At 42.0% G+C, this 24,059-nt stretch carries 19 protein-coding genes and 2 pseudogenes; 16 read left to right on the top strand and 5 right to left on the bottom strand.

What is annotated here, in order from left to right; translation table 11 throughout:
* Window positions 1–288: 288 nt before the first annotated feature.
* The 7 genes and pseudogenes from HMPREF1254_RS11545 to HMPREF1254_RS00615 all read left to right on the top strand — a co-directional run.
* Window positions 289–474, top strand: a pseudogene (locus HMPREF1254_RS11545) (DNA methyltransferase); the annotation flags it as partial.
* A gap of 21 nt (window positions 475–495) precedes the next feature.
* Window positions 496–1,665: a PDDEXK nuclease domain-containing protein gene (locus HMPREF1254_RS00635; protein ID WP_023056697.1), complete on the top strand. Its 1,170-nt coding sequence runs from the start codon at window positions 496–498 to the stop codon at window positions 1,663–1,665.
* A 188-nt stretch (window positions 1,666–1,853) separates the two neighbouring features.
* Window positions 1,854–3,419, top strand: a complete 1,566-nt coding sequence (locus HMPREF1254_RS00630; protein WP_036878404.1) for an acyl-CoA carboxylase subunit beta — start codon at window positions 1,854–1,856, stop codon at window positions 3,417–3,419.
* 25 nt (window positions 3,420–3,444) lie between these two features.
* Complete coding sequence (locus HMPREF1254_RS12115; protein WP_023056666.1) at window positions 3,445–3,597, top strand: hypothetical protein; 153 nt, start codon at window positions 3,445–3,447, stop codon at window positions 3,595–3,597.
* Between the two features lie 51 nt (window positions 3,598–3,648).
* Window positions 3,649–4,071, top strand: a complete 423-nt coding sequence (locus HMPREF1254_RS00625) for a biotin/lipoyl-containing protein (protein WP_023056745.1) — start codon at window positions 3,649–3,651, stop codon at window positions 4,069–4,071.
* Window positions 4,072–4,530: 459 nt separating this feature from the next.
* Window positions 4,531–5,337 carry a glycogen/starch synthase gene (locus HMPREF1254_RS00620; RefSeq protein ID WP_023056642.1) on the top strand — a complete coding sequence of 269 codons (807 nt, stop codon included), beginning with the start codon at window positions 4,531–4,533 and terminating at the stop codon, window positions 5,335–5,337.
* Between the two features lie 75 nt (window positions 5,338–5,412).
* Complete coding sequence (locus tag HMPREF1254_RS00615) at window positions 5,413–6,828, top strand: DUF4270 domain-containing protein (RefSeq protein ID WP_023056638.1); 1,416 nt, start codon at window positions 5,413–5,415, stop codon at window positions 6,826–6,828.
* 379 nt (window positions 6,829–7,207) lie between these two features.
* Here HMPREF1254_RS00615 and HMPREF1254_RS00610 read toward each other — a convergent pair whose 3' ends face one another.
* Window positions 7,208–7,630 carry a DUF3127 domain-containing protein gene (locus tag HMPREF1254_RS00610; RefSeq protein ID WP_023056722.1) on the bottom strand — a complete coding sequence of 141 codons (423 nt, stop codon included), beginning with the start codon at window positions 7,628–7,630 and terminating at the stop codon, window positions 7,208–7,210.
* Between the two features lie 169 nt (window positions 7,631–7,799).
* On the opposite strand from HMPREF1254_RS00610, the gene dnaN reads away from it, so the two are divergent.
* From dnaN to HMPREF1254_RS12485, 8 genes and pseudogenes are all read left to right on the top strand, one after another.
* Window positions 7,800–8,924, top strand: a complete 1,125-nt coding sequence (gene dnaN, locus HMPREF1254_RS00605; protein WP_023056698.1) for a DNA polymerase III subunit beta — start codon at window positions 7,800–7,802, stop codon at window positions 8,922–8,924.
* 107 nt (window positions 8,925–9,031) lie between these two features.
* Window positions 9,032–9,886 carry a 3'-5' exonuclease gene (locus tag HMPREF1254_RS00600; protein ID WP_023056708.1) on the top strand — a complete coding sequence of 285 codons (855 nt, stop codon included), beginning with the start codon at window positions 9,032–9,034 and terminating at the stop codon, window positions 9,884–9,886.
* Between the two features lie 29 nt (window positions 9,887–9,915).
* Window positions 9,916–10,833 (top strand): type IX secretion system protein PorD, encoded by a 918-nt coding sequence (locus HMPREF1254_RS00595; protein ID WP_023056635.1) that lies wholly within the window; start codon window positions 9,916–9,918, stop codon window positions 10,831–10,833.
* Between the two features lie 2 nt (window positions 10,834–10,835).
* A complete protein-coding gene (recN, locus tag HMPREF1254_RS00590) occupies window positions 10,836–12,497 on the top strand; it encodes a DNA repair protein RecN (protein WP_023056650.1) in 1,662 nt (553 codons plus the stop codon).
* An 8-nt stretch (window positions 12,498–12,505) separates the two neighbouring features.
* On the top strand, window positions 12,506–14,197 hold the full coding sequence (locus HMPREF1254_RS00585; protein WP_023056630.1) for a tetratricopeptide repeat protein: 1,692 nt from the start codon (window positions 12,506–12,508) through the stop codon (window positions 14,195–14,197).
* Between the two features lie 954 nt (window positions 14,198–15,151).
* Window positions 15,152–16,054 (top strand): ABC transporter ATP-binding protein, encoded by a 903-nt coding sequence (locus HMPREF1254_RS00580; protein WP_023056654.1) that lies wholly within the window; start codon window positions 15,152–15,154, stop codon window positions 16,052–16,054.
* Window positions 16,051–16,827 (top strand): ABC transporter permease, encoded by a 777-nt coding sequence (locus HMPREF1254_RS00575; RefSeq protein WP_023056678.1) that lies wholly within the window; start codon window positions 16,051–16,053, stop codon window positions 16,825–16,827. Before HMPREF1254_RS00580 ends, HMPREF1254_RS00575 begins: the two co-directional genes overlap by 4 nt.
* A 326-nt stretch (window positions 16,828–17,153) precedes the next feature.
* Window positions 17,154–17,296 (top strand): annotated as a pseudogene (locus HMPREF1254_RS12485) (IS5/IS1182 family transposase); the annotation flags it as partial.
* 133 nt (window positions 17,297–17,429) lie between these two features.
* On the opposite strand, the gene HMPREF1254_RS00570 reads toward HMPREF1254_RS12485, so the two are convergent.
* The gene (locus tag HMPREF1254_RS00570; RefSeq protein WP_023056628.1) at window positions 17,430–18,026 is read right to left on the bottom strand and encodes a Crp/Fnr family transcriptional regulator; all 597 of its coding nucleotides are present in this window, start codon (window positions 18,024–18,026) and stop codon (window positions 17,430–17,432) included.
* A gap of 45 nt (window positions 18,027–18,071) precedes the next feature.
* Window positions 18,072–19,853: a translation elongation factor 4 gene (gene lepA / locus HMPREF1254_RS00565; RefSeq protein WP_023056733.1), complete on the bottom strand. Its 1,782-nt coding sequence runs from the start codon at window positions 19,851–19,853 to the stop codon at window positions 18,072–18,074.
* 314 nt (window positions 19,854–20,167) lie between these two features.
* Between lepA and HMPREF1254_RS00560 the strand changes: the two genes are divergently transcribed.
* Window positions 20,168–20,572: a lipoprotein gene (locus tag HMPREF1254_RS00560; protein ID WP_023056737.1), complete on the top strand. Its 405-nt coding sequence runs from the start codon at window positions 20,168–20,170 to the stop codon at window positions 20,570–20,572.
* A gap of 110 nt (window positions 20,573–20,682) precedes the next feature.
* On the opposite strand, the gene HMPREF1254_RS00555 is transcribed toward HMPREF1254_RS00560, so the two are convergent.
* Both HMPREF1254_RS00555 and pheT read right to left on the bottom strand, forming a co-directional pair.
* Window positions 20,683–21,408, bottom strand: coding sequence for a YebC/PmpR family DNA-binding transcriptional regulator (locus HMPREF1254_RS00555; protein WP_023056625.1), 726 nt, complete (start codon window positions 21,406–21,408; stop codon window positions 20,683–20,685).
* A 120-nt stretch (window positions 21,409–21,528) separates the two neighbouring features.
* Window positions 21,529–23,991: a phenylalanine--tRNA ligase subunit beta gene (pheT, locus tag HMPREF1254_RS00550; RefSeq protein ID WP_023056685.1), complete on the bottom strand. Its 2,463-nt coding sequence runs from the start codon at window positions 23,989–23,991 to the stop codon at window positions 21,529–21,531.
* Window positions 23,992–24,059: the final 68 nt, after the last annotated feature.

The following is a 24,059-nucleotide window of genomic DNA, read 5'->3' as shown; positions in this document are numbered from 1 at the left end:
TTGTACGAAACGTCCGTTAGGGACGTGATTCATCACCCTCCACTCTACCCAATAACACAGCTCTTGCATTGAAGTGATAATGGTGGTGAAACTTAAGAATTAGGATGATTTTTCATCATCAATCATCATTTCTTCAATGACAAATCCGTGTGTCACCACGCACAATAAGAGTATTTGCAAGTGTAAATTTTCGAAAGTTTTGTCTATCTTTGCAAGTGAACTTTTAGAGAGTATCGCTGCAAAATGCTATCAATGACCGAAGTGGTTTTGAGGTCATTTACTTGAAGTTTTGAAAAGAATGCCGACACCAACGGTCGTTTCCACAACGATTGGCTGAACATGATTTATCCCCGACTGAAAGTAGCAAGATACTTGCTCACAGAAAACGACGTGAGATTTATTTCGATTGATGACAATGAGGTACATAACCTCCGCAATGTTTGCGATGAGGTTTTTGGAGAGAAAAATTTTGTAGAGTTGCATTATTAAACAATTATGGACAATCATATACAAGACACAACAGGTTTCAGCTCGCTGTATTCGGACATCTGTTCGATTATAGAGGATGCCCGTGAGCAAGCATACCGTGCTGTCAATGTTTCCCTCACACTTCGCAATTGGATGCTTGGTGAACGCATTGCACGTGAGAAACTTGATGGAGAAGAGAGAGCCGAATATGGAAAACAGGTGATAACCACACTTGCTAAAGAACTAACCCATGCGTATGGCAAGGGGTTCAATTTTAGCAGCTTATATCAATACATACGTTTCTACAAGCTATTTCCAAACATTTTGGACGCAGTGCGTACAAAATCCGAAAGTGTAGACGCAGTGCGTCAACAATTAGGACACGTCAACACCGTGAGTGGGCAATCTGAGATTGTGAACGCAGTGCGTACAAAATCTAAAGATTCATTTCCGCTTAGCAGAAAAATTCTGCCATGGACGCATTATCGGGAACTAATAAGGGTGGAAGATCCTATTGTGCGTAGGTGGTATGAACAAGAGGCTTTGAGGGAGATGTGGAGCACACGCACCTTACACCGTAATATTGCCTCACAATATTATAACCGCCTACTTCAATCTGCACATAAAGATAAGGTTGTTGACGAGATGCACAGGCTCACAGCTCCTATGCAACAGGATAAGTTGGAATTTATCAAAAATCCTGTAGTGGCAGAGTTTCTTGGCTTGCAGTCAGATGCAGACTTTACAGAGTCAGAACTGGAAGGCAGTATCATCAACCATTTGCAGAAGTTTATCATGGAAATGGGTAAGGGATTTGCTTTCGTAGGAAGACAACAGCACATACGCACGGACATGGGCGACTTCTATATTGACCTTGTTTTCTACAATTATATTTTAAAGTGTTTTTTCCTCGTTGATCTCAAAACCACACAGATCTCGCATCAAGATGTTGGGCAGATGGATATGTATATCCGTATGTATGATGCTCTGAAACGAACAGAGGGGGACAACCCCACCATTGGATTATTGCTCTGCTCAGATACCAGTGACGATATGGCAAGGTATAGTGTACTGCATGGCAGCGACCAAATATTTCAAGCTAAATATCTTACCTATCTTCCTTCTAAGGAGGAATTGGCACGCGAGATAGAGATGCAGAAAGAAATATTTCGTCAGCAACAGGAAAATAAAGATTAAAAGGATGAAGTTAAGTTTAAGATACGTTGTTGAACAGCAAATGATTGTTTTTGACAACAAACAACTTTCTATAAACGAAAGAGCCGTGTTACAATAACATAAATTACGCCTCAATCCATCAACCTTTCACTAATTATTATTACCTTTGTGACGTCATATATATCGAAACCAAAAGATTGAATAATAATATGAGTAAACAAGTAGAAAAGATTAAAGAGCTGGTAGCCAAGAGAGAACAAGCTCGTCTTGGCGGTGGCGAGAAAGCGATAGAGAAGCAGCATGCGCGTGGAAAATATACGGCGCGTGAGCGTATTGACATGCTCGTGGACGAGGGTTCGTTCGAAGAATACGACATGTTTAAGCTGCACCGCTGCCACAACTTCGGCATGGAGAAAAAGCAATACCTTGGCGACGGTGTCGTAACGGGCAGTGCCACCATCGACGGCCGCTTGGTTTACGTTTACGCACAGGATTTCACCGTGAACGGAGGTTCGCTCTCCTTGACAATGGCTGAAAAGATATGTAAGATCATGGATCTGGCCATACAGAACGGAGCTCCCGTCATCTGCATGAACGATTCGGGTGGCGCACGCATCCAAGAAGGCATTTGTGCCTTGGCTGGCTATGGCGAGATTTTCGAACGAAATATTCTTGCCAGTGGCGTAGTTCCGCAGATTTCTGCCATCCTTGGCCCCTGCGCAGGTGGTGCGGTGTACTCTCCTGCCCTGACAGACTTTATCATGATGACCGAGGGAACCAGCTACATGTTCCTCACAGGACCGAAGGTGGTCAAGACGGTGACAGGCGAGGACATCGACGCCGAGCACCTGGGAGGTGCCAGCGTGCATGCCACGAAGAGCGGCGTGACACACTTCACGGCCAAAAACGACGAAGAGGTGATACAGCTCATCAAGACGTTGTTGACCTATATTCCGTCCAACAACACCGAAGAGGCACCGCGCGTGGAGAACACCGACCCAGTTGACCGCACAAGTGACTTGCTCAACGAGCTATTGCCCGACGACCCAAACATGGCCTATAATATGTATAAGGTGATAGCAGAGATTACGGATAATGGCGAGTTCTTTGAGGTACAGCCCAAGTTTGCCAAGAACATCATCACCGGCTTTGCCCGCTTCAACGGACAGAGCGTGGGCATCGTGGCCAACCAGCCACAGGCTTATGCTGGCGTGCTCGACACCAATGCCAGTCGCAAGGGAGCGCGCTTCGTTCGCTTCTGCGATGCCTTCAACATCCCCATCGTCTCACTGGTGGACGTTCCAGGCTTCCTTCCTGGCACCGGTCAGGAGTACAATGCCGTCATCCTGCATGGCGCACAGCTGCTCTACGCCTATGGCGAGGCCACCGTACCAAAGATTACTATCACGCTACGCAAGAGCTATGGCGGAAGTCACATCGTGATGGGATGCAAGCAATTGCGTTCTGACCTCAACTTTGCATGGCCAACAGCCGAGATTGCCGTGATGGGTGCTTCGGGTGCCGTAGCTGTTTTAAGTGCGAAAGAAGCGAAAGCAAAGAAAGAGGCTGGTGAAGACGTGCGCGCGTTCTTAGCCGAAAAGGAAGAAGAATACACAGAATTGTTTGCCAATCCTTATCAGGCTGCTCAGTATGGTTACATAGACGATGTCATCGAACCTCGCAACACACGCTTCCGCATCTGCCGTGGACTGGCACAGCTGGCGCACAAGCGACAGAGCCTTCCGGCCAAGAAGCACGGATGCATGCCTATGTAGAAACATTAAGTAGAAGAAAACAGACATGGATAAGAACATTTATGCAGCTATCGCAATGGCTCTCTATGAATATAGGGGAAACAACGTACACGACATCGAATCGGGCAAAATAACCATCAAGCACAAGCAGAGTATGTGGGACGCTAAATTCATATCTTTCACGGAGAAGCCACGATAGTGCGGAGCAAAGTAAACCACTCACCTATTTAAGAGAAAGGAAACACTGATTATGAAAAAATTCAAATACATTATCGACGGCAAGGAATATACAGTCGAGATAGGAAACATCGTCGACAATATCGCACAGGTTATTGTCAATGGTGAAGACTTTAATGTTGAACTTGAGGCAGAACCGGAACCCGAAAAAAAGCCCGTGTTGAACAAACCAGTAGCCAACGAGCCTGAAGAAGAAAGTCTGTCGGCCACTAATGTCAACACCGACCATGCCGTGAAGGCGCCACTCCCTGGCGTCATCACCGACATCTTAGTGCATGTAGGCGACGAGGTGAAGGCCGGCGACACAGTTGTTGTGCTGGAAGCCATGAAGATGGCCAACAACATTGAGGCCGAGAAAGATGGCAAGGTGACAGCTATCTGCATCAAACAAGGGGAAAGCGTCATGGAAGACACCCCGCTGGTGGTGATAGAATAAACGGCCGCGAAGCACTATACACAAGAGTCAGGAGGATGTAAAACCACGCAGACAGCATCTCGTTGTAGAGGACAACAGGATGCCATAATGCGTATGGGCACACCACTCACGCGTTCTCATCAAGACAAAACAAGTTTGGATTAACCATAGATGCCTGTACAACCTATTGATGTTGCACAGGCATTTATCATAGAAAAGCGGAAAGAGAATGTAAAGACAGATGGCACGTTCAAAGTTTAAAAATAACAAATTGCAATGGCTTGGACACGGAATTAAGAGAATTATCACCAGTAATTCGATTATTTTTCGTATCTTTGCAGTGGGCAGATGTTGTAGGCTGCAATGAAGCGCAATTGTTACAAGCTGCTATAAAGGGCAATTGTTACAAGCTACCTAACTGACGATTTGCATATCACAGCCATTCTGTCACCACTAAACAAGTAAACGCCAAACAAGGACATGACGAAGAAGATTCTATTTATCAACCAAGAGATGACACCTTACGTTCCAGAAACTGAGATGTCGCTCATGGGACGTAACCTTCCCCAGGCCATGCAGGAAAATGATTGCGAAATCAGAACATTCATGCCAAAGTGGGGAAACATTAACGAAAGACGCGGCCAACTGCATGAAGTAATCCGCCTTTCAGGTATGAACCTGATTATTGATGACACCGATCATCCACTGCTCATTAAGGTTGCGTCTATTCCACAAGTGAGAATACAGGTTTACTTCATAGACAACGAAGATTATTTCACAAAGCGGCAAATGACGGTAGATGAATCTGGAACGGAATATCCTGACAACGGCGAGCGCGCAATTTTCTTCGCGCGTGGTGTTCTCGAAACTGTCAAGAAGCTGCGTTGGGTACCAGACATCATTCATTGCCAAGGATGGATGGGAGCCGTAATCCCGCTATATATAAAGACAGCCTATAAAGACGAACCTTCGTTTGCAAACACTAAGGTGATCACATCCCTATTTCAGACACAACTCAAGACCGACCTGGGGACCAACTTCAAAAGATGCGTGCAGTTTAAAGACGCCAAGCTGAATTTACTCAAGCCATACAATGAGAAGTTCGACTTCTTTGAACTGGGCAAACTGGCCATAGATTACAGTGATGGCATTATCGAGGCTGGCACTGACGTTAACGAAAAGTTATTGAAGTACTGTGCAGACAAAGAACTGCCTTTCTTGAAATATCCAGGAAGTGATTTCACGAAGGCCTATCAAGAGTTCTATGATCTTGTCCTACAGAAATAAGCTCGTTTGAGTGACAAAATACATCCTGAAACACAAACAGATTCGTTTACAGCAAATATAACAGCTTAAACACAAATGAGAAATAAGTTTATTGCAATTCTTGCATTTGCCGCACTCATGTTCACGGCATGTGACGATACGACTGACAATGTGGGCATATCATTGACCAACTCATTGGACAAACTACAGATTTCAACCGACACCTTCATGGTTTCTACACGTTCCATCGCAGCTGATTCGGTGTTGTCAAGAAACACTCTTGGGTATTTGGGAAAGATTAGAGACCCGGAAACTGGAGGTTACATCACAGGCAACTTCATGACCCAATTCCACATTCAGGAAAACTATCAATTTCCTGATGCAAACAAAATGGTCAACAAAGAAGACGGAATGATTGTGGCAGATTCATGCGAACTCAGACTGTACTACGACAAGTTCTATGGTGACTCGCTCGCGCCAATGAAGCTAACTACATACGAAATGAGCAAACCCATGAGCGAAGCTAACACCTATTATTCTAATTTTGACCCCATGGAAAATGGTTATATCGGCGCAAATGGGTTACAAGTGGACAAGATTTACACACTGACAGACCAACAAATCAGTAAAAAGACCCGATGGGACAAAAACTACACGAATCACATTAAGGTCAAGCTGAACCAGCCATACACTGACAAAAACGGCAAAAGATATAAGAACTACGGAACCTATATCCTAAACCAATATTATCAACATCCTGAATATTTCAAGAATTCCATGACATTTACCCAGCATGTTGTGCCAGGATTCTACTTCAAACATGTCAGTGGATTAGGATCGATGGCCTACATATTCAGGACACAACTGAACGTTTATTTCAGGTTCGCTAACAAAGACAGCATCTATACAGGAACAGCTTCATTCTCTGGTACCGAAGAGGTGTTGCAGACATCAACCATGGTGAACGACCGAAAGACAATTAACGAGTTGGTGAGTGACAAGAACAACACTTACTTGAAATCACCTGCCGGCATCTTCACGGAGATTACAATCCCTGTTGAAGAAATCTGTAAGGGGCATGAAAAAGATTCAATCAACGCTGCAAAAATTCATTTGAAACGAATCAACAATGAGGTTAACTCCAAGTTTGCATTGGACATTCCGAAGACACTCTTGCTGATTCAGAAAGACAGTTTATATACATTCTTTGAGCATAAACGAGTTGCCGACTACAAAACGTCTTTCCTCGCCACGTACGACAGGGCCAACAATGGTTATACCTTCAACAACATTGGAAGTGTCATCAAGGCCATGGCACGCAACAAGGCTACAGGTAAACAGTCGGAAAATTGGAACAAACTGGTTGTCATACCAGTGACCACGTCTTATTACACATTCAATCAGACACAGATTCTGACCAACGTAGTACACGACATGTCACTATCAGGCACCAAACTCTTAGGTGGCTCAAACAAGCAAACCCTGTCTGTCATTTACTCACACTTTAAATAAATCATGGCAGACAATTATCTGGAACGGAAAAGAAGAGATTATGAGGAGCGGAAGAAAGAGTGGATAAAAAAGAAAAAGCTCCATTTAAAACCTCGCCAAAAGCAAGCCAAAAGCAAGTTCACAAAGATGCACTCATCCACGATGAAAAGTCTGATGTGAAGTTTCAGTGAATTAAGTAAGAAAGTTGCAGCCAGGTTCCAACTGATTGTATCTCGCGATGAACGCCCTTTCCTTGTACGTGTAATTCTTGACACAAACACTTACAGATGGACCTTCAGTCCAACAAACAATATAAAAACCGCGGTTTCTCAAAAAAGAGGATATGTCCATCTATAGACATATCCTCTTTTTTATGTAATTTACAATTGGCTGTTGTACGTTAGAATGGTAAGTCGTCGGCATTGTCTTCTACCGTTTCAGACTGTGGCGGAAATGGAGCTTGTGCTCCACCTTGCTGTGGGGCAGCCTGCTGTGCAGCCGTGTCATTGCCACTGACTGGTGGCACCGGCGCTCCCTGCACACCGTACGTAGCAGGATCAACCTGACGTACATCGAAAGCACGGATACTGTTGAACCAGCGGCCATTATATTCATGAGCATCGATATCAAACGACACCAACACCTCTTGTCCTACCTGAACATTAAATCTTTGCAAGCGATCTTCACCAAAAACAGAGAAGACCATCTTGCGAGGATACTGGTCGTGCGTTTCGATGACATATTCCTTCACTTTCCATTCTCCTCTTGCTGACACTCCACTTCTTTCAGGCATTTCAGCAATAACTTTTCCTTGTAATTCCATTTATAGTGTTTTTTTGAATAAATTATCTGACATGTGTGTCTTCTGTTTTGCGAAATTAGTAAAATACTTCTAAAAAAAGAAACTTTTAGTACCTTTTTTTGTCCAACACAATGCTTTTTTGTATTTTTGTAACTATTAAATACAGACAAACATTTAAAACAATATACCAATGAGATTTACATTATCAAGCAGTGCTTTGAACAGTCGCTTACAAACACTTTCAAAGGTTATCAACAGCAAGAATTCATTACCAATTCTTGACAGTTTTCTCTTCGATATTCAAGATAAACAGCTGAACATTACCGCCAGTGACAGTGAAAATGTCATGCGAACATCATTGCAACTTGATGAATGTGATGGTGAAAGCAAGTTTGCTGTGCCCAGCCGCACCATTCTTGACGCCGTTAAGGAGTTGCCAGAGCAACCGCTGACTTTTGAAGTGGATATGAACAATTTCACCATTCAGATACAGTATCAGAATGGTGTATACAACTTCACAGCCCAAAATGCGGCAGAGTATCCTGAATCACAAGCAATACCAGATGGCGCAACTGTCATTACAATGAATGCTGGGATTCTCAATGACAACATCAACCGCTCACTCTTCGCCACAGCACAAGATGAGCTGAGGCCTGTCATGAACGGTATATATTTCGATCTGACGAGCGACAGTTTGGCTATCGTGGCAAGCGATGGCCACAAACTTGTTAGAAACAAAAACTTCGCACTAAAAAGTGAAACACCGGCTTCTTTCATTTTACCCAAGAAACCAGCTATGTTGCTCAGAAACGTTTTGACAAAGGATGAGGGAGATGCTGTCATCAAATTTGATACGAAGAATGCCGAAATACATTATGCAGGAGGATCATTATCGTGCAGATTGATAGAGGGCAGATACCCTAACTACAACTCTGTCATCCCGCAGGACAATCCCAATCAACTGACTGTCGATCGCAAGGGCCTCTTGGGTGCCTTGAAACGCATCCTACCCTTTGCCAGTGAAAGCAGCCAACTGGTACGGCTTCATCTGGAAACAGGTAAACTGGAGCTCTCTTCAGAAGACATAGACTTTGCGACAAGTGCCAAGGAAAGCATCGTTTGCGATTACTCTGGCCAAACCATGAACATTGGCTTCAAGGGAAGTTCGCTGACAGAGATTCTCACCAACCTTGAAAGTGAAGACATAACCATACAACTGGCTGATCCAAGTCGGGCTGGTGTCATTGTTCCGACGACACAACCAGAAGGCGAAGACATTCTGATGCTGATCATGCCTATGCTGCTCAATGACTAACATACAGCAACTCGCATGAGGAAAGGCATATCTACCCGGTGTGGAAAAACATATATTCCGATATCGGGTAGATATTTCCATTTTATTCATAGACAAGTCACTTAAAAATGAAACTGAATTTAAAAAAGCCTATCATCATTTTTGACCTTGAGACGACAGGGCTTGATTTAGTAAAAGACCGTATCATCCAAATATCTTACATCAAAGTATTTCCTGACGGAAAAGAAGAGCGCGAGAACATTCTCGTCAACCCTGAAAAGAAAATACCTCTCGAGGTTTCTGCCTTGACGGGCATTACCAACGAAGATGTAGCGGATGCACCCAAATTCCAAGATTTAGCGCAAAAACTATCCGAAGAATTTAAAGGTTGTGATTTTGCAGGCTACAATTCGAATCACTTTGACATACCAATACTGGCAGAAGAATTCCTGCGAGCAGCCATTGACTTCGACTTCAGTAAAAGCAATTTGGTTGATGCTCAAACTATCTTTCACAAGATGGAACGACGCAACCTGGCAGCAGCTTACAAATTCTATTGTGGCCGGAAAATGGAAGACGACTTTGAAGCGCATCGAGCTGACCAAGATGCTGAGGTGACTTATCGGGTACTGATGGGACAACTGGACAAATATAATCCCGAAACAGAAGAAGAAGCTGACAGGGCATTGCCCAACGACATGAAATACTTGGCCGAATTCTCCAAGATGAATGATAATGTCGATTTTGCTGGCCGTATCGTTTGGCAAGACATGAAAGGTACAGACGGCAAGGTGTTGACCACAGAAGACGGTTCACCCATGAGACAAGAAGTGTTCAACTTCGGTAAATATAAAGGTTGTGCCGTGACAGAAGTTCTTCTAAAAGATCCAGGTTATTACAGTTGGATGCTATCCAATGACTTTACCAACAACACGAAACAGGTGCTCACCCGTATACGCTTACGAGAGTTTAACAAGAAATAAGAACGATTGGCGCACTGATTTTTTGACAGATGAAGAAGTTTGTATCCCTCCTCATATTCAGTCTTTTCTTGGCTGCTGGCGTCTATTCGCCGGTATACAGCCAGGAATTGAATGCGCGTATCCATATCAACCACAACCAAATACAAGGTACGGATGCCAGCATTTTTGAGAATCTGGAGCAGACACTCACTAGATTCATCAATGACAGGCAGTGGACCAACCTGAAGTTCCAACGCATAGAGCGCATTCCATGTAATTTCAACATTACGGTGACCAAATACGATCAAGCCACGAACATGTTTACCTGTCGGGCATTGATTCAAGCCAACAGGCCCGTGTTCAACTCTGCTTACACCACTACATTATATAATAATACAGACAACGACTTTAATTTTGAGTTTGCTCAATTCGACCAACTCGAATTCAATGAAGAGACTATCAATAACCAGCTCACTGCCTTGATTGCCTATTATGCTTATCTCATCATTGGATTGAATCTGGACTCTTTCTCCCCCATGGGCGGTGAAGACATACTGCAAAGATGCCTCAACCTGACCAATAATGCGCAGAATCTTAATTTTACGGGCTGGAAATCATTTGATGACAGCCGAAACCGCTTTGCCATCATCAACGACTATATGGATAGTGCCATGTCACCCTTCCGTCAACTGCAATACGATTATTACAGAAACGGATTAGACCAAATGGCCACGAACGTTGAGCGAGGCAGAACAAACATCACGACAGCATTGGAAGAGGGATTGAAAAAAAGTCACGAAAACAGACCACTAAGCTTGTTGCCACAGATATGGACCGATTATAAGCGTGATGAACTGGCCAACATCTACAGCGGAAAAGGAACCCAGAAAGAGAAAGAGCGGGTCTACGAAATACTGTTTTCCATCAACGCTTCCCAAAACAATGCATGGGAAAAAATCAAAGAATAAAGATGCTGAAGCAATTACATATTCAAAACTTTACACTGATTGATGAACTTGACATCAACTTTCATCCTGGATTTTCCGTCATTACGGGCGAAACAGGAGCAGGCAAAAGCATCATACTTGGGGCCATTGGCCTCTTGAAGGGCAGTCGAGCCGACACAAAACTCATCAGAACTGGAAAGGATAAATGCTTGATTGAAGCTCATTTTGATGTCAGCAAATACAATCTTCTCCACTTTTTCGAAGAGAATGACATCGATGATGATGTAACAGACTGTATCGTGAGAAGGGAAATCTACAGCTCAGGAAAAAGCAGGGCCTTTATCAACGACACCCCTGTACCTCTTGCCACCATGAAAGAATTGGGGGAACAATTGATTGATATCCATTCACAGCATCAAAACCTTTTGCTCAACCTGGAAGACTTTCAACTACAAGTTGTCGATATCATTACGCAGGACAGCAAGAGTTTGGCCCAATATCAGTCATGTTATCAAGAATACAAGAAGGCTGCTGAACAGTTGGAAGAATTGAAAGCTGGCATTGCAAAAAGCCAAGAAAATGAGGAGTTCTTACGCTTTCAGTATGGTGAACTCGCACAAGCACAACTTGTTGAGGGTGAACAGGAAGCCATCGAACAGGAACTTGCCACGCTCGAACATGCAGAAGAAATCAAGACAGCCCTGTATCAGTCAGAACAGTTGTTGTCTGCAGAATCGGTTGGCGTCATCGAGGCTTTGAGAACAATTACTCAACAATTGGATGGCATCAAGGAAGTTTACTCCCCCATTGAAGAGGTTGCACAAAGAATAGAAAGCTGTTATATCGAACTAAAAGATATAGAGAACGAGATTCAGAACAAAACGGAAAACATAGAATTCGACCCCCAACAGCTGGCAAAACTTCAAGAGCGAATTGATTTAATCAATGCATTGGAGCACAAATTCCATGTGGAATCCGTTACCGAATTACTCACTCAACAAAAGTTAATTAAAAAACAACTGGAGCATATCGACCATAGTGACGAAGAACTACAAAAACAACAAGCACAGGTTGACCAACTGCTCATAGAATGTACGAAGAAAGCCAATCAACTGACAACAATAAGACAAAAAGCCGCCAAAGCTATTGAAAAGGAAATGTCGAGTCGGTTGGTACCTCTTGGTATTCCTAACATCCGATTCAAAGTTGAAATTACCCAGAAACCATTGGGAAACAAAGGGCAAGATGGCGTTTCTTTCTTGTTTAGCGCCAACACCAATTCACCCTTATTACCCGTATCACAAGTCGCTTCCGGTGGTGAGATAGCGCGCGTCATGTTGTCGTTGAAGGCTATGATTAGTGGGGCCGTCAAACTTCCTACCATCATTTTTGACGAAATAGATACGGGCGTGAGTGGTAGTGTTGCCGAGAAAATGGCACACATCATGGACGAGATGGGCAGGGACGATCGGCAAGTCATCAGTATAACTCATCTTCCGCAAATTGCTGCCCTTGGAGAAACTCACTATAAGGTAAGCAAGTCTGAGTTAAAAGACAGTACTGTAAGCAATATGTACGAACTAAACCAAGATCAACGTGTACAGGAAGTGGCGCAGATGCTGAGTGGAAGTAATGTCACAGAAGCGGCTCTTGCCAACGCACGCGAACTTTTAAATATGAAATAAATAACACAATGATACATCCAATACAATCAAGGACAATTCTAACTCTCACCACCCTCATTGCCTTGCTGCTAGGGGGACATTCACAAGTAAACGCACAGTCTGCAAATGTAAAAAAGGCAGCGAAATCGGTTTTCTCATTAACGACGTTCAAGGCCGATGGAACCTTGCTTAGTTCAACACGCGGTGTATTTGTTGGAGAAAATGGAGAGGCAATCAGCACATGGAAACCTTTTGTGGGAGCCGACAGTGCTGTAGTGATTGATGCCCAAGGCAATGCCATGACAGTTGACGTTATGATTGGAGCGAACGAACTATATGACGTATGTAAGTTTAAAGTAGTAGGAAACACCACTCCGGCAAAAATTGCTTCGTCTACCTCGAAGGCGAACGAGAAAGTGTCTGTCGTAGGCTATTCCATCAAATCACTTGATATCAAGCAAGTGCCAATCCAAAAGATAGAAACCTTTATGGATAAATACGCCTATTATATCTTTTCTTCCGAAGCTCCGGCGAACAAGGAGGGCTGCCCTTTCGTGAATGCCAAGGGTGAGGTCATTGGCATATTGCAACATGCCAACAGTGCCGACGAGACACATGCTGTGGATGCAAAGTTCATGAACGACATGAAAGTAAACACCGGACTGAGCATTGCTGACCCTGTATTGCGACAAACTTCTATTCGCACACAAATGCCAAGCAAGGAGTCAGACGCGCTGGTCATGCTGATGATGTCAAGAGAACAGACGCATAAAAACTATCTCAAATATGTGCAAGACTTTAAACGTCTGTTCCCACAATCTGTTGATGGATATGTAGCGCAAGCAAACATTTTTGCCAGCAAAAGACAGCTTTCACAGGCTGCCGACGAGATGGAAACGGCAATTAAGCATGCTAAAAACAAGGATGTTGCCCACTCCGAGTATGCCAAGCTCATCTATCAGCAGCAACTTTATCAGCTCGACTCCACCTTTACGCAATGGTCATTAGATAAAGCACTTGATGAAGCCACACAAGCAAACAACATCAATCCACTTCCTGTATATCAACATCAGCAAGCACAGATTATTTTTATCAAAGGAGATTATCAAAAGGCCTATGACATGTTCATGGCGCTGACGAAAACATCGTTACGTTCTGGCGAACTCTTTTACGAAGCCGCACAGGCAAAGACTCAACTCAAAGCTGATGAGAAAGAGATTCTAACCTTACTGGATAGTGCCGTTGCAGCCTGTCCACAGCCTTTGACACCAGTGGCTGCTCCCTATGTGTTGGCACGCGGTGTTGCTTACGACCAGATTGGCGATTACAAAAAAGCATTGGCAGATTATAATCAATATGACACGTTGATGCTGGGCAGAGCCAGTCATGAATTTTATTACACGCGCTATAAGTGCAATTCACAGCTGCGAAGATATCAACAAGCTTTGAACGACATTGCTCATGCAGCCGTGCTGAATCGGCAAGAACCTACGTACTTAGCAGAGATGGCTTCGCTACAATTGAAAGTGAATTTATACGAAGATGCCATCAAAACGGCTGATTTATGCATTTCCCTCGCACCAAGTTATGCCGATGCCTATCTCATCAAAGGATTAGCTCAAGTACAAAATAAGCAAAAGAAAGAAGGACTGGAAACCTTGAATAAAGCGAAGGAATTAGGTGATACCAGGGCTAAAGACTTTATCGACAAATACAAATAAAGCCACTTCTCCTCATGTAAGGTCGTCAACAAACACACACGGCTCTTTCAATTGAGCAAGCATGCTCGATGTAAAAAAACAAGCATGCCCGTTTGTATGAACACGAATAAAACTGTCATTTACGACACGATGTGAAAATAATGCTGGATGACAATCAACGAAACCATCTGTGTCAACAAACCTTTCATTTGTTAAAGCGATTCGTTTTCTTTGACAAAACAAAATTGAAAAATAGAAAAAATCAGGAGATTTTTTAGACGTTCAAAACCTTCAATTCACCATCTTGTACCTTATTCACATGGAATAAAGCAGCAATTAACATGCCTTTAGCGTCTAATCTGCAAGCTATTGCTGTCCAATCTACATCATATAGGAGGGCTTTTTTGCACAAAAAGAGGAGTTTTCACCTCAAACACTTTGCTTTTTGATTTCGCTCTAAGCCTAAAAATTACATAAGTTGCTAACAATCAAACAGATAACAAAACATCCCCATTATTCGCATATTTTCAACACACGAACAGGTTCGTTGAAAAAACGCCCAGCATTTGTGTTAAAAAGACGTTCCTCAAAAAGGCGACATTGCATTTTTGAGGGTCGACTAGATAAAATACAATAATGTTTATTGTGTTATATGTAGCATGAAACACCTTTGCAAGCTACATTTTTGCGTTCATGATAATTTTAAATACAAACATGTACGGTGAAGTGGAGTCAAATTGCTTCATGATTGAAAATAATCCCCCAAAAGGAGTAAGTCTCTCAGATTTAATTTGTATCTTCGCCATGTCTATCGTCGGATTCTCTTGTTTTTTTGCAACACTAAGATAAGTGAAAATTCTGACATGGCAAAATCCTGAGCAACTTTTTGTTGCTCAGATACCTAAAAAGTTTATCTTATAATCGTGTTGCGGAATTAAGGTTAAATACGAATAATTTTAAAAGAAAGTGTTGATTATGAATATACTTGAAACTAACCATCTCACTTTTAACTACAGAAATCATTCTGTATTAGAAGACATTAACTTGAAGGTTCCAGAAGGTTCCATTTATGGATACTTAGGCAAGAATGGAGAGGGTAAATCAACAACGATAAAGATACTTTTAGGATTGGAGCAAACTAAAATAAATACGGTATTTTTCAATAAAAAAGAATTTCATTCCAACAGATTGCATATCCTTCAAAATATAGGATGCTTGATTGAACAGCCATTCTTCTATGCAGATTTGAGTGCCTATGAGAATCTAAACTATTTGGATATACTATATCATTGTGGACAAAAACGCATTCAAGAGGTTCTAGAGCTTGTGAATTTGACTAAAGATAAAGACAAAAAAGTTAGAAAATATTCTACAGGAATGAAACAACGCTTGGGAATTGCGATGGCAATATTTCATAATCCTAAATTACTCATTCTTGACGAACCACTCAATGGACTAGATCCTCAAGGTGTTTTTGAAATGAGAGAGCTAATGCTCAAACTTAAAAGTAAAGGAAAAACCATTTTCATTTCAGGACATATCTTAGCTGAAATGGAGAAAATATGCACACACATCGGAATATTAAATAATAAAAGATTATTGTTTCAAGGAGAAATGAATAGTCTACTCAATCAGAAAAAGCAATCTTATTTAATACATACGGACCAACCGGAACGATGCATGAAGATATGTAAAGAACACTTGATTCCCACAAAAAGGATCTCTGATGGAACGCTTATTATAGAAATAGAGCAAGATGGTTCCTTTGACAGTTTTAAAAAATTAATGCAACAAAACCACATTCAAATTTTATTTGCAGATACATACCAAGAAAATTTGGAGTCTGTATTCCTTCATCTAATAAAAACCGACTTATGAAACCTATATCGTTCTTTACTATTCTTAAAAGTGAACACTATAAATTAAGATTTAATATTGCCATTTGGCTTTTCTTACTATTTCCTTTGTTCATGACTTTATGCGTCGATATATATGTTTTACATAAACATGCTGATGATATCTATAATCCGGCAATAACTTTTGATTATAATCCTTGGGTATGGGTATTGGGTAGATACATCTTCGACTTCTATGCTCTGCTTTATCCAATTCTTGCAGCCATTTTGAGTTATTCTTTATGCGATGTAGAATATAAGAATTATGGATTTAGACTTCTTTTTACAAGACCAATTAGCAAGCTGACAATTTATTCGAGCAAAATAGTCTTCCTTTTAGAGATTAACTTTATTTCTTTCCTTATAGGTTATCTTTCTTTCCTCATGTCTGGTTTTGCTCTGGATAAGTTATTACCTGGATATGAATTCTCCAGTTATAATGTTAATAACCTAATAGCTTCTTATTTCTCGTATTTGTTTATAGCACTTTCTGCTGTTTCATTTATACAATATTATCTTAGTTTGATTTTTAAGAGTTTTGTTTTACCTATTGGGTTTGCTAGCCTCATGACGATTTTTGGTATTATTGCTCAAAATAAAGATTATATCTACCTTATACCCTATAGTACAGTGTGGAGATTAAACTATTGTTTTTATAGCGGGATAATAAACTTTTCGAAAGGCGAATACGTAAACATAGCCTATGTGCTATTCTTTGTCGTTATCTCATTTTTTGTATTTATAAGGAAAAAATAAAAGATACCCTTCGATAGATTCAACTTGAAAATGCAACTATGTAGTCGACCCTCAAAAAGGTGAGATAGCATGCTTCATATAGACCTGCGGATAAATTGGTGTTGAGAAATTAACACGTCGTTTCTTGAAAAACATTTAACTATCTGGTTATCAATAAAATAATCGTTTATAAGATTGCATTTTCTACAAAGTTTTGTTCCTTTGTATAGTAAAATCTTGCAAATCAACGATGTATAAATCTCCATCCAAAATCCGTCAGGCATCATTATTCTGGGTCTTGATACAATGCTCTCTCCCAATAATTCCCTGTACAAGTTAGCAATTTGATCGATTGGGATGTGTTTGAGCAGTCTTTTTCCCTCTTTACAGCAAGGACTCTAGCTACATGGACACGCACCGTCCGTCTGTGATGGTGGGTCTGCTAATCTTGAAACACCTTCGTGACGTCTCAGACGAGAGCGTCGTGGAGTAATTCTCGGAGAACGCCTACCTTCAGTATTTTTGTGGAGTGGAGGCATTGCGTTTGATCTAAAAGCGAAAAGCAACCTTGTTAAATGAAAGATCCGTGAGCAAGGGCGTCAACTCCGTATGAAAATCGTGAATCAGTCCAACAAAGTAGAGGACCTCACTCTACTCAATGTTTCGGGAGTCATCTGTAAATAGTTGGCAATATAGGTCAGCGGAGCGCGCAAGATAACTTGGGGAGACAGTTTACACATCCGCTTGTATCTATTCTGTGCAGACTCAAACCGAATTAAGTCGGCATGAACCTGCGAAATAATCAAACTTTCTTCCAATATCTTTCGATACATCATTTGAATATTCACATGATGTAGAGATATCCGTTCCAACTTATCTTTGGGCATGGCGTAAACAACGGAAGCCTCAAGTGCTTCTATTTGTAGGTGGCTGGGCTGCTCTTTGAACAAACTCTCAATACACATAAAGATGGTGTGGTCTTCACCCAAATGTTCTGTTAATTCTTTGTCGTTCTTGAAATAAAACTGACGTATCAATCCCTTGTCGAGATAGTAAATATTGCGACACACTTCTCCCTCACGGAGAATCATTTCACTTTTCGCAAATTTCATGGGAACGAGAATGCTTTCAAGTGCATCCAACTCCTCGTGTGTCATCGTACTATATCTACGTGCCAATTCCCTTGCAATATCACGAGGTGTATTAACAGGTTCTTTCATTTGTCTGGTATTGAAAAGTTAGTAATTTTTAGTTTGCCTAAAGCATTAATCCAGTTTGAGCACGGCAAGGAACGCTTTCTGCGGAACTTCAACATTTCCAATCTGTTTCATGCGTTTCTTTCCTTTCTTTTGCTTCTCCAACAATTTACGTTTTCTGCTCACGTCTCCACCGTAACATTTAGCGGTTACATCCTTACGGACGCATTTCACGGTTTCCCTGGCGACGATTTTCCCTCCGATGGCAGCTTGAATAGCTATGTCAAACTGCTGTCTTGGTATCAAGTCTTTGAGTTTTTCACACATTCTTCTGCCCAAACTCACAGCATTGTCCTGATGCGTCAAGGTAGAAAGCGCATCCACAGGCTCGCCATTGAGCAAGATGTCGAGCTTGGCCAACTTTGATGGTCGGAACGAGTCTACGTGATAATCGAACGATGCATAACCCTTTGAGATGGATTTCAGTTTATCGTAGAAATCGATGACAATTTCTCCTAACGGTATCATAAAATGCAATTCAACGCGATTTCCAGATATGAACTCCTGCTTAACCAACTCGCCTCTCTTCTCCAAACAGAGCGTCATGATGGGGCCAATGTAGTTGGCATCCGTAATAATGGTTGCTCGAATATAGGGTTCTTCAATATGTTCAATCATCGTTGCTTCTGGCAAACCAGACGGATTATGAACTTCCTTCGATTCTCCGTGCTTGTCGTAAACCATATAAGATACGTTGGGCACGGTAGTGATGACCTCCATGTTGAATTCTCTGTCCAAACGTTCTTGCACGATTTCCATGTGCAAAAGTCCCAAGAATCCACATCTGAAGCCAAATCCAAGTGCCACAGACGATTCAGGAGAGAACGACAATGAGGCATCATTGAGTTGAAGCTTTTCAAGAGATGCTCGCAAGTTTTCGTAGTCATTAGGGTCGATGGGATAAACACCCGCAAACACCATGGGCTTCACCTCCTGGAAACCAGCAATAGCCTTTTCGCAGGGACGGTTTACATGGGTGATGGTATCTCCCACTTTCACCTCTTTGGCATCTTTTATTCCGCTGATGATATAGCCTACTTCTCCGGTTTTCATTTCTCTCCGGGGAACCATATTCATCTTTAGAATGCCAATTTCATCGGCATCATATTCCATTCCCGTGTTATAAAACTTTACCTTATCGCCCTGCTTGATGCATCCATTTTCTATTTTAAAATAGGCGATGATACCACGAAAGCTGTTAAAAACAGAGTCGAAAATTAATGCCTGGAGTGGAGCTTTCTCATCCCCCACAGGATGTGGAACGCGTTGCACAACAGCATCTAATATATCGCTAACACCTTCACCTGTCTTACCAGATGCGCGAATAATATCAGAACGGTCACACCCAATCAATTCTACAATTTCATCTTCAACCTCTTCTGGCATGGCAGAAGGCATGTCAATCTTGTTGATGACAGGGATAATCTCGAGGTCATGCTCGATGGCCATATATAGATTAGAGATGGTTTGCGCTTGCACACCTTGCGTAGCGTCGACAACCAGCAAAGCACCCTCGCATGCAGCTATACTCCTACTTACCTCATAAGAAAAGTCAACGTGACCCGGAGTATCAATCAGGTTTAATATATAATTTTGTCCCTCATATTGATATTCCATTTGGATGGCGTGGCTCTTAATGGTAATGCCACGCTCTTTTTCCAAATCCATGTTGTCAAGCATCTGCCCACCAGTTACTTGAATCGTTTTAGTATATTCCAGTAATCGATCTGCCAATGTTGATTTTCCGTGATCAATATGGGCAATGATGCAAAAGTTTCTTATTTGATCCATCAGATATTTTCGTTATCGTATCAAAGATTCTACTACCGCTATGACGGAAGTTCAATCGTTAATTTAAAAGAGTAAAATCAATCCTTTTGTTAGAAAATAGTGCCATGAATTTCATTGTGTTCGTCCAAAATGATTCAAAGGCTTCCATACTTATGCAAAGGTAGCCATTTTAATTTATAAATCAGCGAACGTAATGATAAAATTAGTAAAAACTTCGTATCTTTGCAATGGATAGAATCCGCCCCAGCAAAACAGATTAACTTGCTTTTCACTCGACTCATACGAGCTTAGAAATGCTTATAATGTAAGAAAACATGAACAAATTATTCATCGCTATTTTATTGATTCCCATGCTGTCTTCATGTCATGAGAATCTTGAAGAAAGATCCGCAAGAGAAGCCAAGGAATATACGGATAAATACTGCCCTACCCCAGTGGTTAATGGCACAAGGACGGACAGTGTGACCTTTCGCAAAGACACCAAGACCTACACTTACCACTGTTCATTTGTAGGTGAGTTGGACAATGCGCAAATTGTAGCACAGAACAGAGAAAAAATACATCAACTCATGGTGAAGGAGATTAAGGACAATACAAGTATTAAGAAACTAAAAGATGCAAAATATAATTTTGCCTACATAGTGCATTCAGATAAAGAGCCACAGAAAATATTGTATCAGCAAACAATCAGCGTTGCCGACTATCAAGATACTTATTGAGGGGGAGGGCTTTGTTAAAATCTTGCAAGCATTAGACGATACACATTATCGTCTAATCTAAAAAGAGAATGCATCGAATTTGATGCACTCTCCTCTATAACATGTTCCTGTTATTCAGGTTTCATATTGGTATAAACAGTTTGTACGTCGTCAAACTCTTCAAGACGCTCTACCATTTTATCAATCGTTTCACGCTCTTCGGGAGTAACGTCTTTCAAATCGTTCGGGATGTATGTAAACTCAGCACCTGTCACTTCAAAACCGTCCGTTTCCAGATGCTTTTGAATTTCACCGAAGCTCGTGGGGGCACCATAGATGGTTATTTCGTCCGTTTCCTCATCTTCATCATATTCATCTTCCACACCATAATCTATGAGGTCGAGAATCAGTTCGTCCATGTCCAAGCCATCTTTCTTCTTAAAGGTGAATACGGCTTTATGGTCAAAGAGGAATGCCAGTGAACCACTTGTCCCTAAGTTGCCATTAAACTTATTGAATACAGACCGCACATCACCAACGGTTCGGGTGGTATTGTCCGTTAAAGTATCTACCAAGATAGCCACTCCATGAGGACCATACCCTTCGTATGTGACCGATTTGTAGTCGCTTTGATCTTTCCCCATTGCGTTCTTAATGGCACGATCAACATTGTCTTTCGGCATGTTTTCGCGCTTGGCATTGGCTATGAGGGCGCGCAAAGCTGGATTGTTTTCAGGATCAGGTCCTCCGGCTTTTACTGCAATTGCAATTTGTTTACCTATTTTCGTGAATGTACGAGCCATGTGGCCCCATCTTTTCAGTTTTGTTGCTTTACGATACTCAAATGCTCTTCCCATTGGAATAAAAATATTTAATCCTCTTCATTAAAGAGGTTTAGGACGAAGAACCTTCGCGCCTAAATGTTGATTATTTAATGATATATGAACGTTTATATTCACAAAAGTATGGCAACCTAATCATCGAAGTTCGGCGCCAAGCTTTTCTGTGAGATTCTTTATAAGTTTCTGCATGATTCCGTCAATCTGCTTGTCATTCAATGTTTTTTGCTCATCTTGCAGGATAAAATTGACGGCATAGCTCTTTTTGCCTTCAGGTAGATTCTTACCTTCGTAGACATCAAAGAGCTCAACGCGCTTCAGTAACTTCTTTTCTGTCTGGAAGGCAATCTTTTCTATTTGCTCGAATTCTGTTTGCCTATCTATCAACAAGGCCAAATCACGACTAACGGCAGGATACTTAGACAGCTCTTTGTACTCAACCGTATTCTTACGAGTTAATTTCATAAGTGCCGTCCAGTTGATTTCAGCAAAATAAACTTCACCGGCTACATCAACCTGCTTTAGCAACTTTTTACAAACAACACCCAATTCAGCAATGATTTTCCCTCCTCGATTCATGATGCTCAAACCATGAGAGAAGATGTTGTTGTCACTTTTTTCTGTTACCAACATGCCAGAAGGCAGGCCTAACCGGGCAAAAATATTTTGAACATAGGCTTTCAGTTCGTCAAATGAACTGGGCTCATCTGCATGTGCCCAACTTCCTTCCACACGTTTACCAGTAACCCACAATCCTAAATGATAAGCTTGCTGATATGCCTTAATCGGATCTTCCTCATTCTCTCGCTCTGCTACATATTGGTAGCAGTTACCAAACTCAAAGAAGCGCAAGTTTGTTTGCTTACGATTCACATTGCGCATGATGCTTTCAAGGCCTCCAAACAACAGTGTCTGGCGCATCACACCCAGGTCGGTACTCAAAGGATTCATAATCTTTACGGTTGCCTCCTCTGGGTAACGGTTCAAATCATGATAATAAGACGTCTTGGTAAGCGAATTGTTCAGAATTTCATGAAAACCACATCCAACCAACTGTTCACCAACCAAGTTTTCCAAATGGGCAGCCCTATCCTCATCGCCCTGTATGGCCAACGAACTCTTGAGCTGTGTTGGAATTTCAACGTTGTTATAACCATAGATACGTAGGATATCCTCTACAACATCACAGGGACGCTGAACGTCAACTCGGTATGCGGGGACAGACAATTCAAGACCTTCTTGATTCTCGCTCTTGATTTCCATTTCCATGCTTTCCAAGATGCTCTTCATCACTTCTGGCTCTATCTTTTTACCAATGAGACCGTTCACATAGTCGTATGAAAGTGACACATGGGCGTTTTCAATAGGCGTAGGATACACATCTTTAATCTGCATGCTGACCTTACCACCAGTCAACTGCTGGCACAAAATCGCAGCTTGTTTCAGTGCGTATATCGTGCCATTAGGATCGATGCCACGTTCAAAGCGATAGCTTGCATCCGTACTCAAACCATGCCGACGTGCGCTCTTGCGAATCCAGGTTGGATGGAAATAGGCACTCTCCAAAACAACATTGCGTGTTGTTTCATAGGTACCACTACCCTTTCCACCGAAGATTCCGGCAATACACATCGGGTGTTCTGCATTGCAAATGCTTAAGTCGTGTTCACCCAAAGTATGCTCTTCACCATCAAGGGTCACAAACTTGGTCCCCTCTGGCTGCGTTCTCACCACGATTTGATGACCTTCAACCATGTCGGCATCAAAGCAATGCATGGGCTGTCCGTAGGCCATCATCACATAATTTGTGATGTCAACGATGTTATTAACGGGTCGCAAGCCGATTACTTTCAGATTGTTCTGCAACCACTCCGGACTTTCTTTCACCTCACAATCCGTGAGTGAGAGACAGGCATAACGCTTGCAGGCCTCTGTATTTTCAATCTTGACATCAATGAGCAAGTCTTCATTATCTACCTTAAATTCATCACAAGACGGACGATGCAGACTGGTTTGATACCCATTTTGCTTCAACCATGCATACAAATCACGAGCTACACCGTAATGAGACAAAGCATCAGACCGGTTGGCTGTGATGTCTATTTCGATGATCCAATCGCTCTCAAGGTTATAATATTCTGCAGCCGGCTGGCCAACAGGCGCATCTTCTGGCAACACAATAATACCCTCGTGTGACGTACCAACACCAATTTCGTCTTCCGCACAAATCATTCCGAATGAATCTACGCCGCGTAATTTGCTCTTCTTGATGGTAAACGAATCATCACCATCATATAAAACACAGCCAAGATCGGCTACGATGACTTTCTGCCCAGCAGCCACATTGGGGGCGCCACATACAATCTGCTGAGGCTCGCCCTTTCCTAAGTCTACTGTCGTGACATGAAGGTGGTCAGAGTTGGGGTGCATTTCACAAGTCAACACCTGCCCAACATAAAGTCCTTTTAGTCCTCCCTTGAGGGTTTGAACTTCTTCCAAGGCATCTACTTCGAGCCCTGTAGAAGTTAAGGCTTGCGCAACTTCCTGCGGAGTCAAGTCGAAATCGACATATTCTTTAAGCCATTTATATGAAATATTCATTAGATAGATGAATTTTAAGTGTATTCGTAAAGCATTGCAAAATTACTAAAAAAACAAGACCCTTACAA

Origin of the sequence: Prevotella sp. BV3P1 (assembly GCF_000479005.1) — a bacterium.
Taxonomy (GTDB): domain Bacteria; phylum Bacteroidota; class Bacteroidia; order Bacteroidales; family Bacteroidaceae; genus Prevotella.
This window is presented reverse-complemented; position numbering and strand designations above follow the sequence as displayed.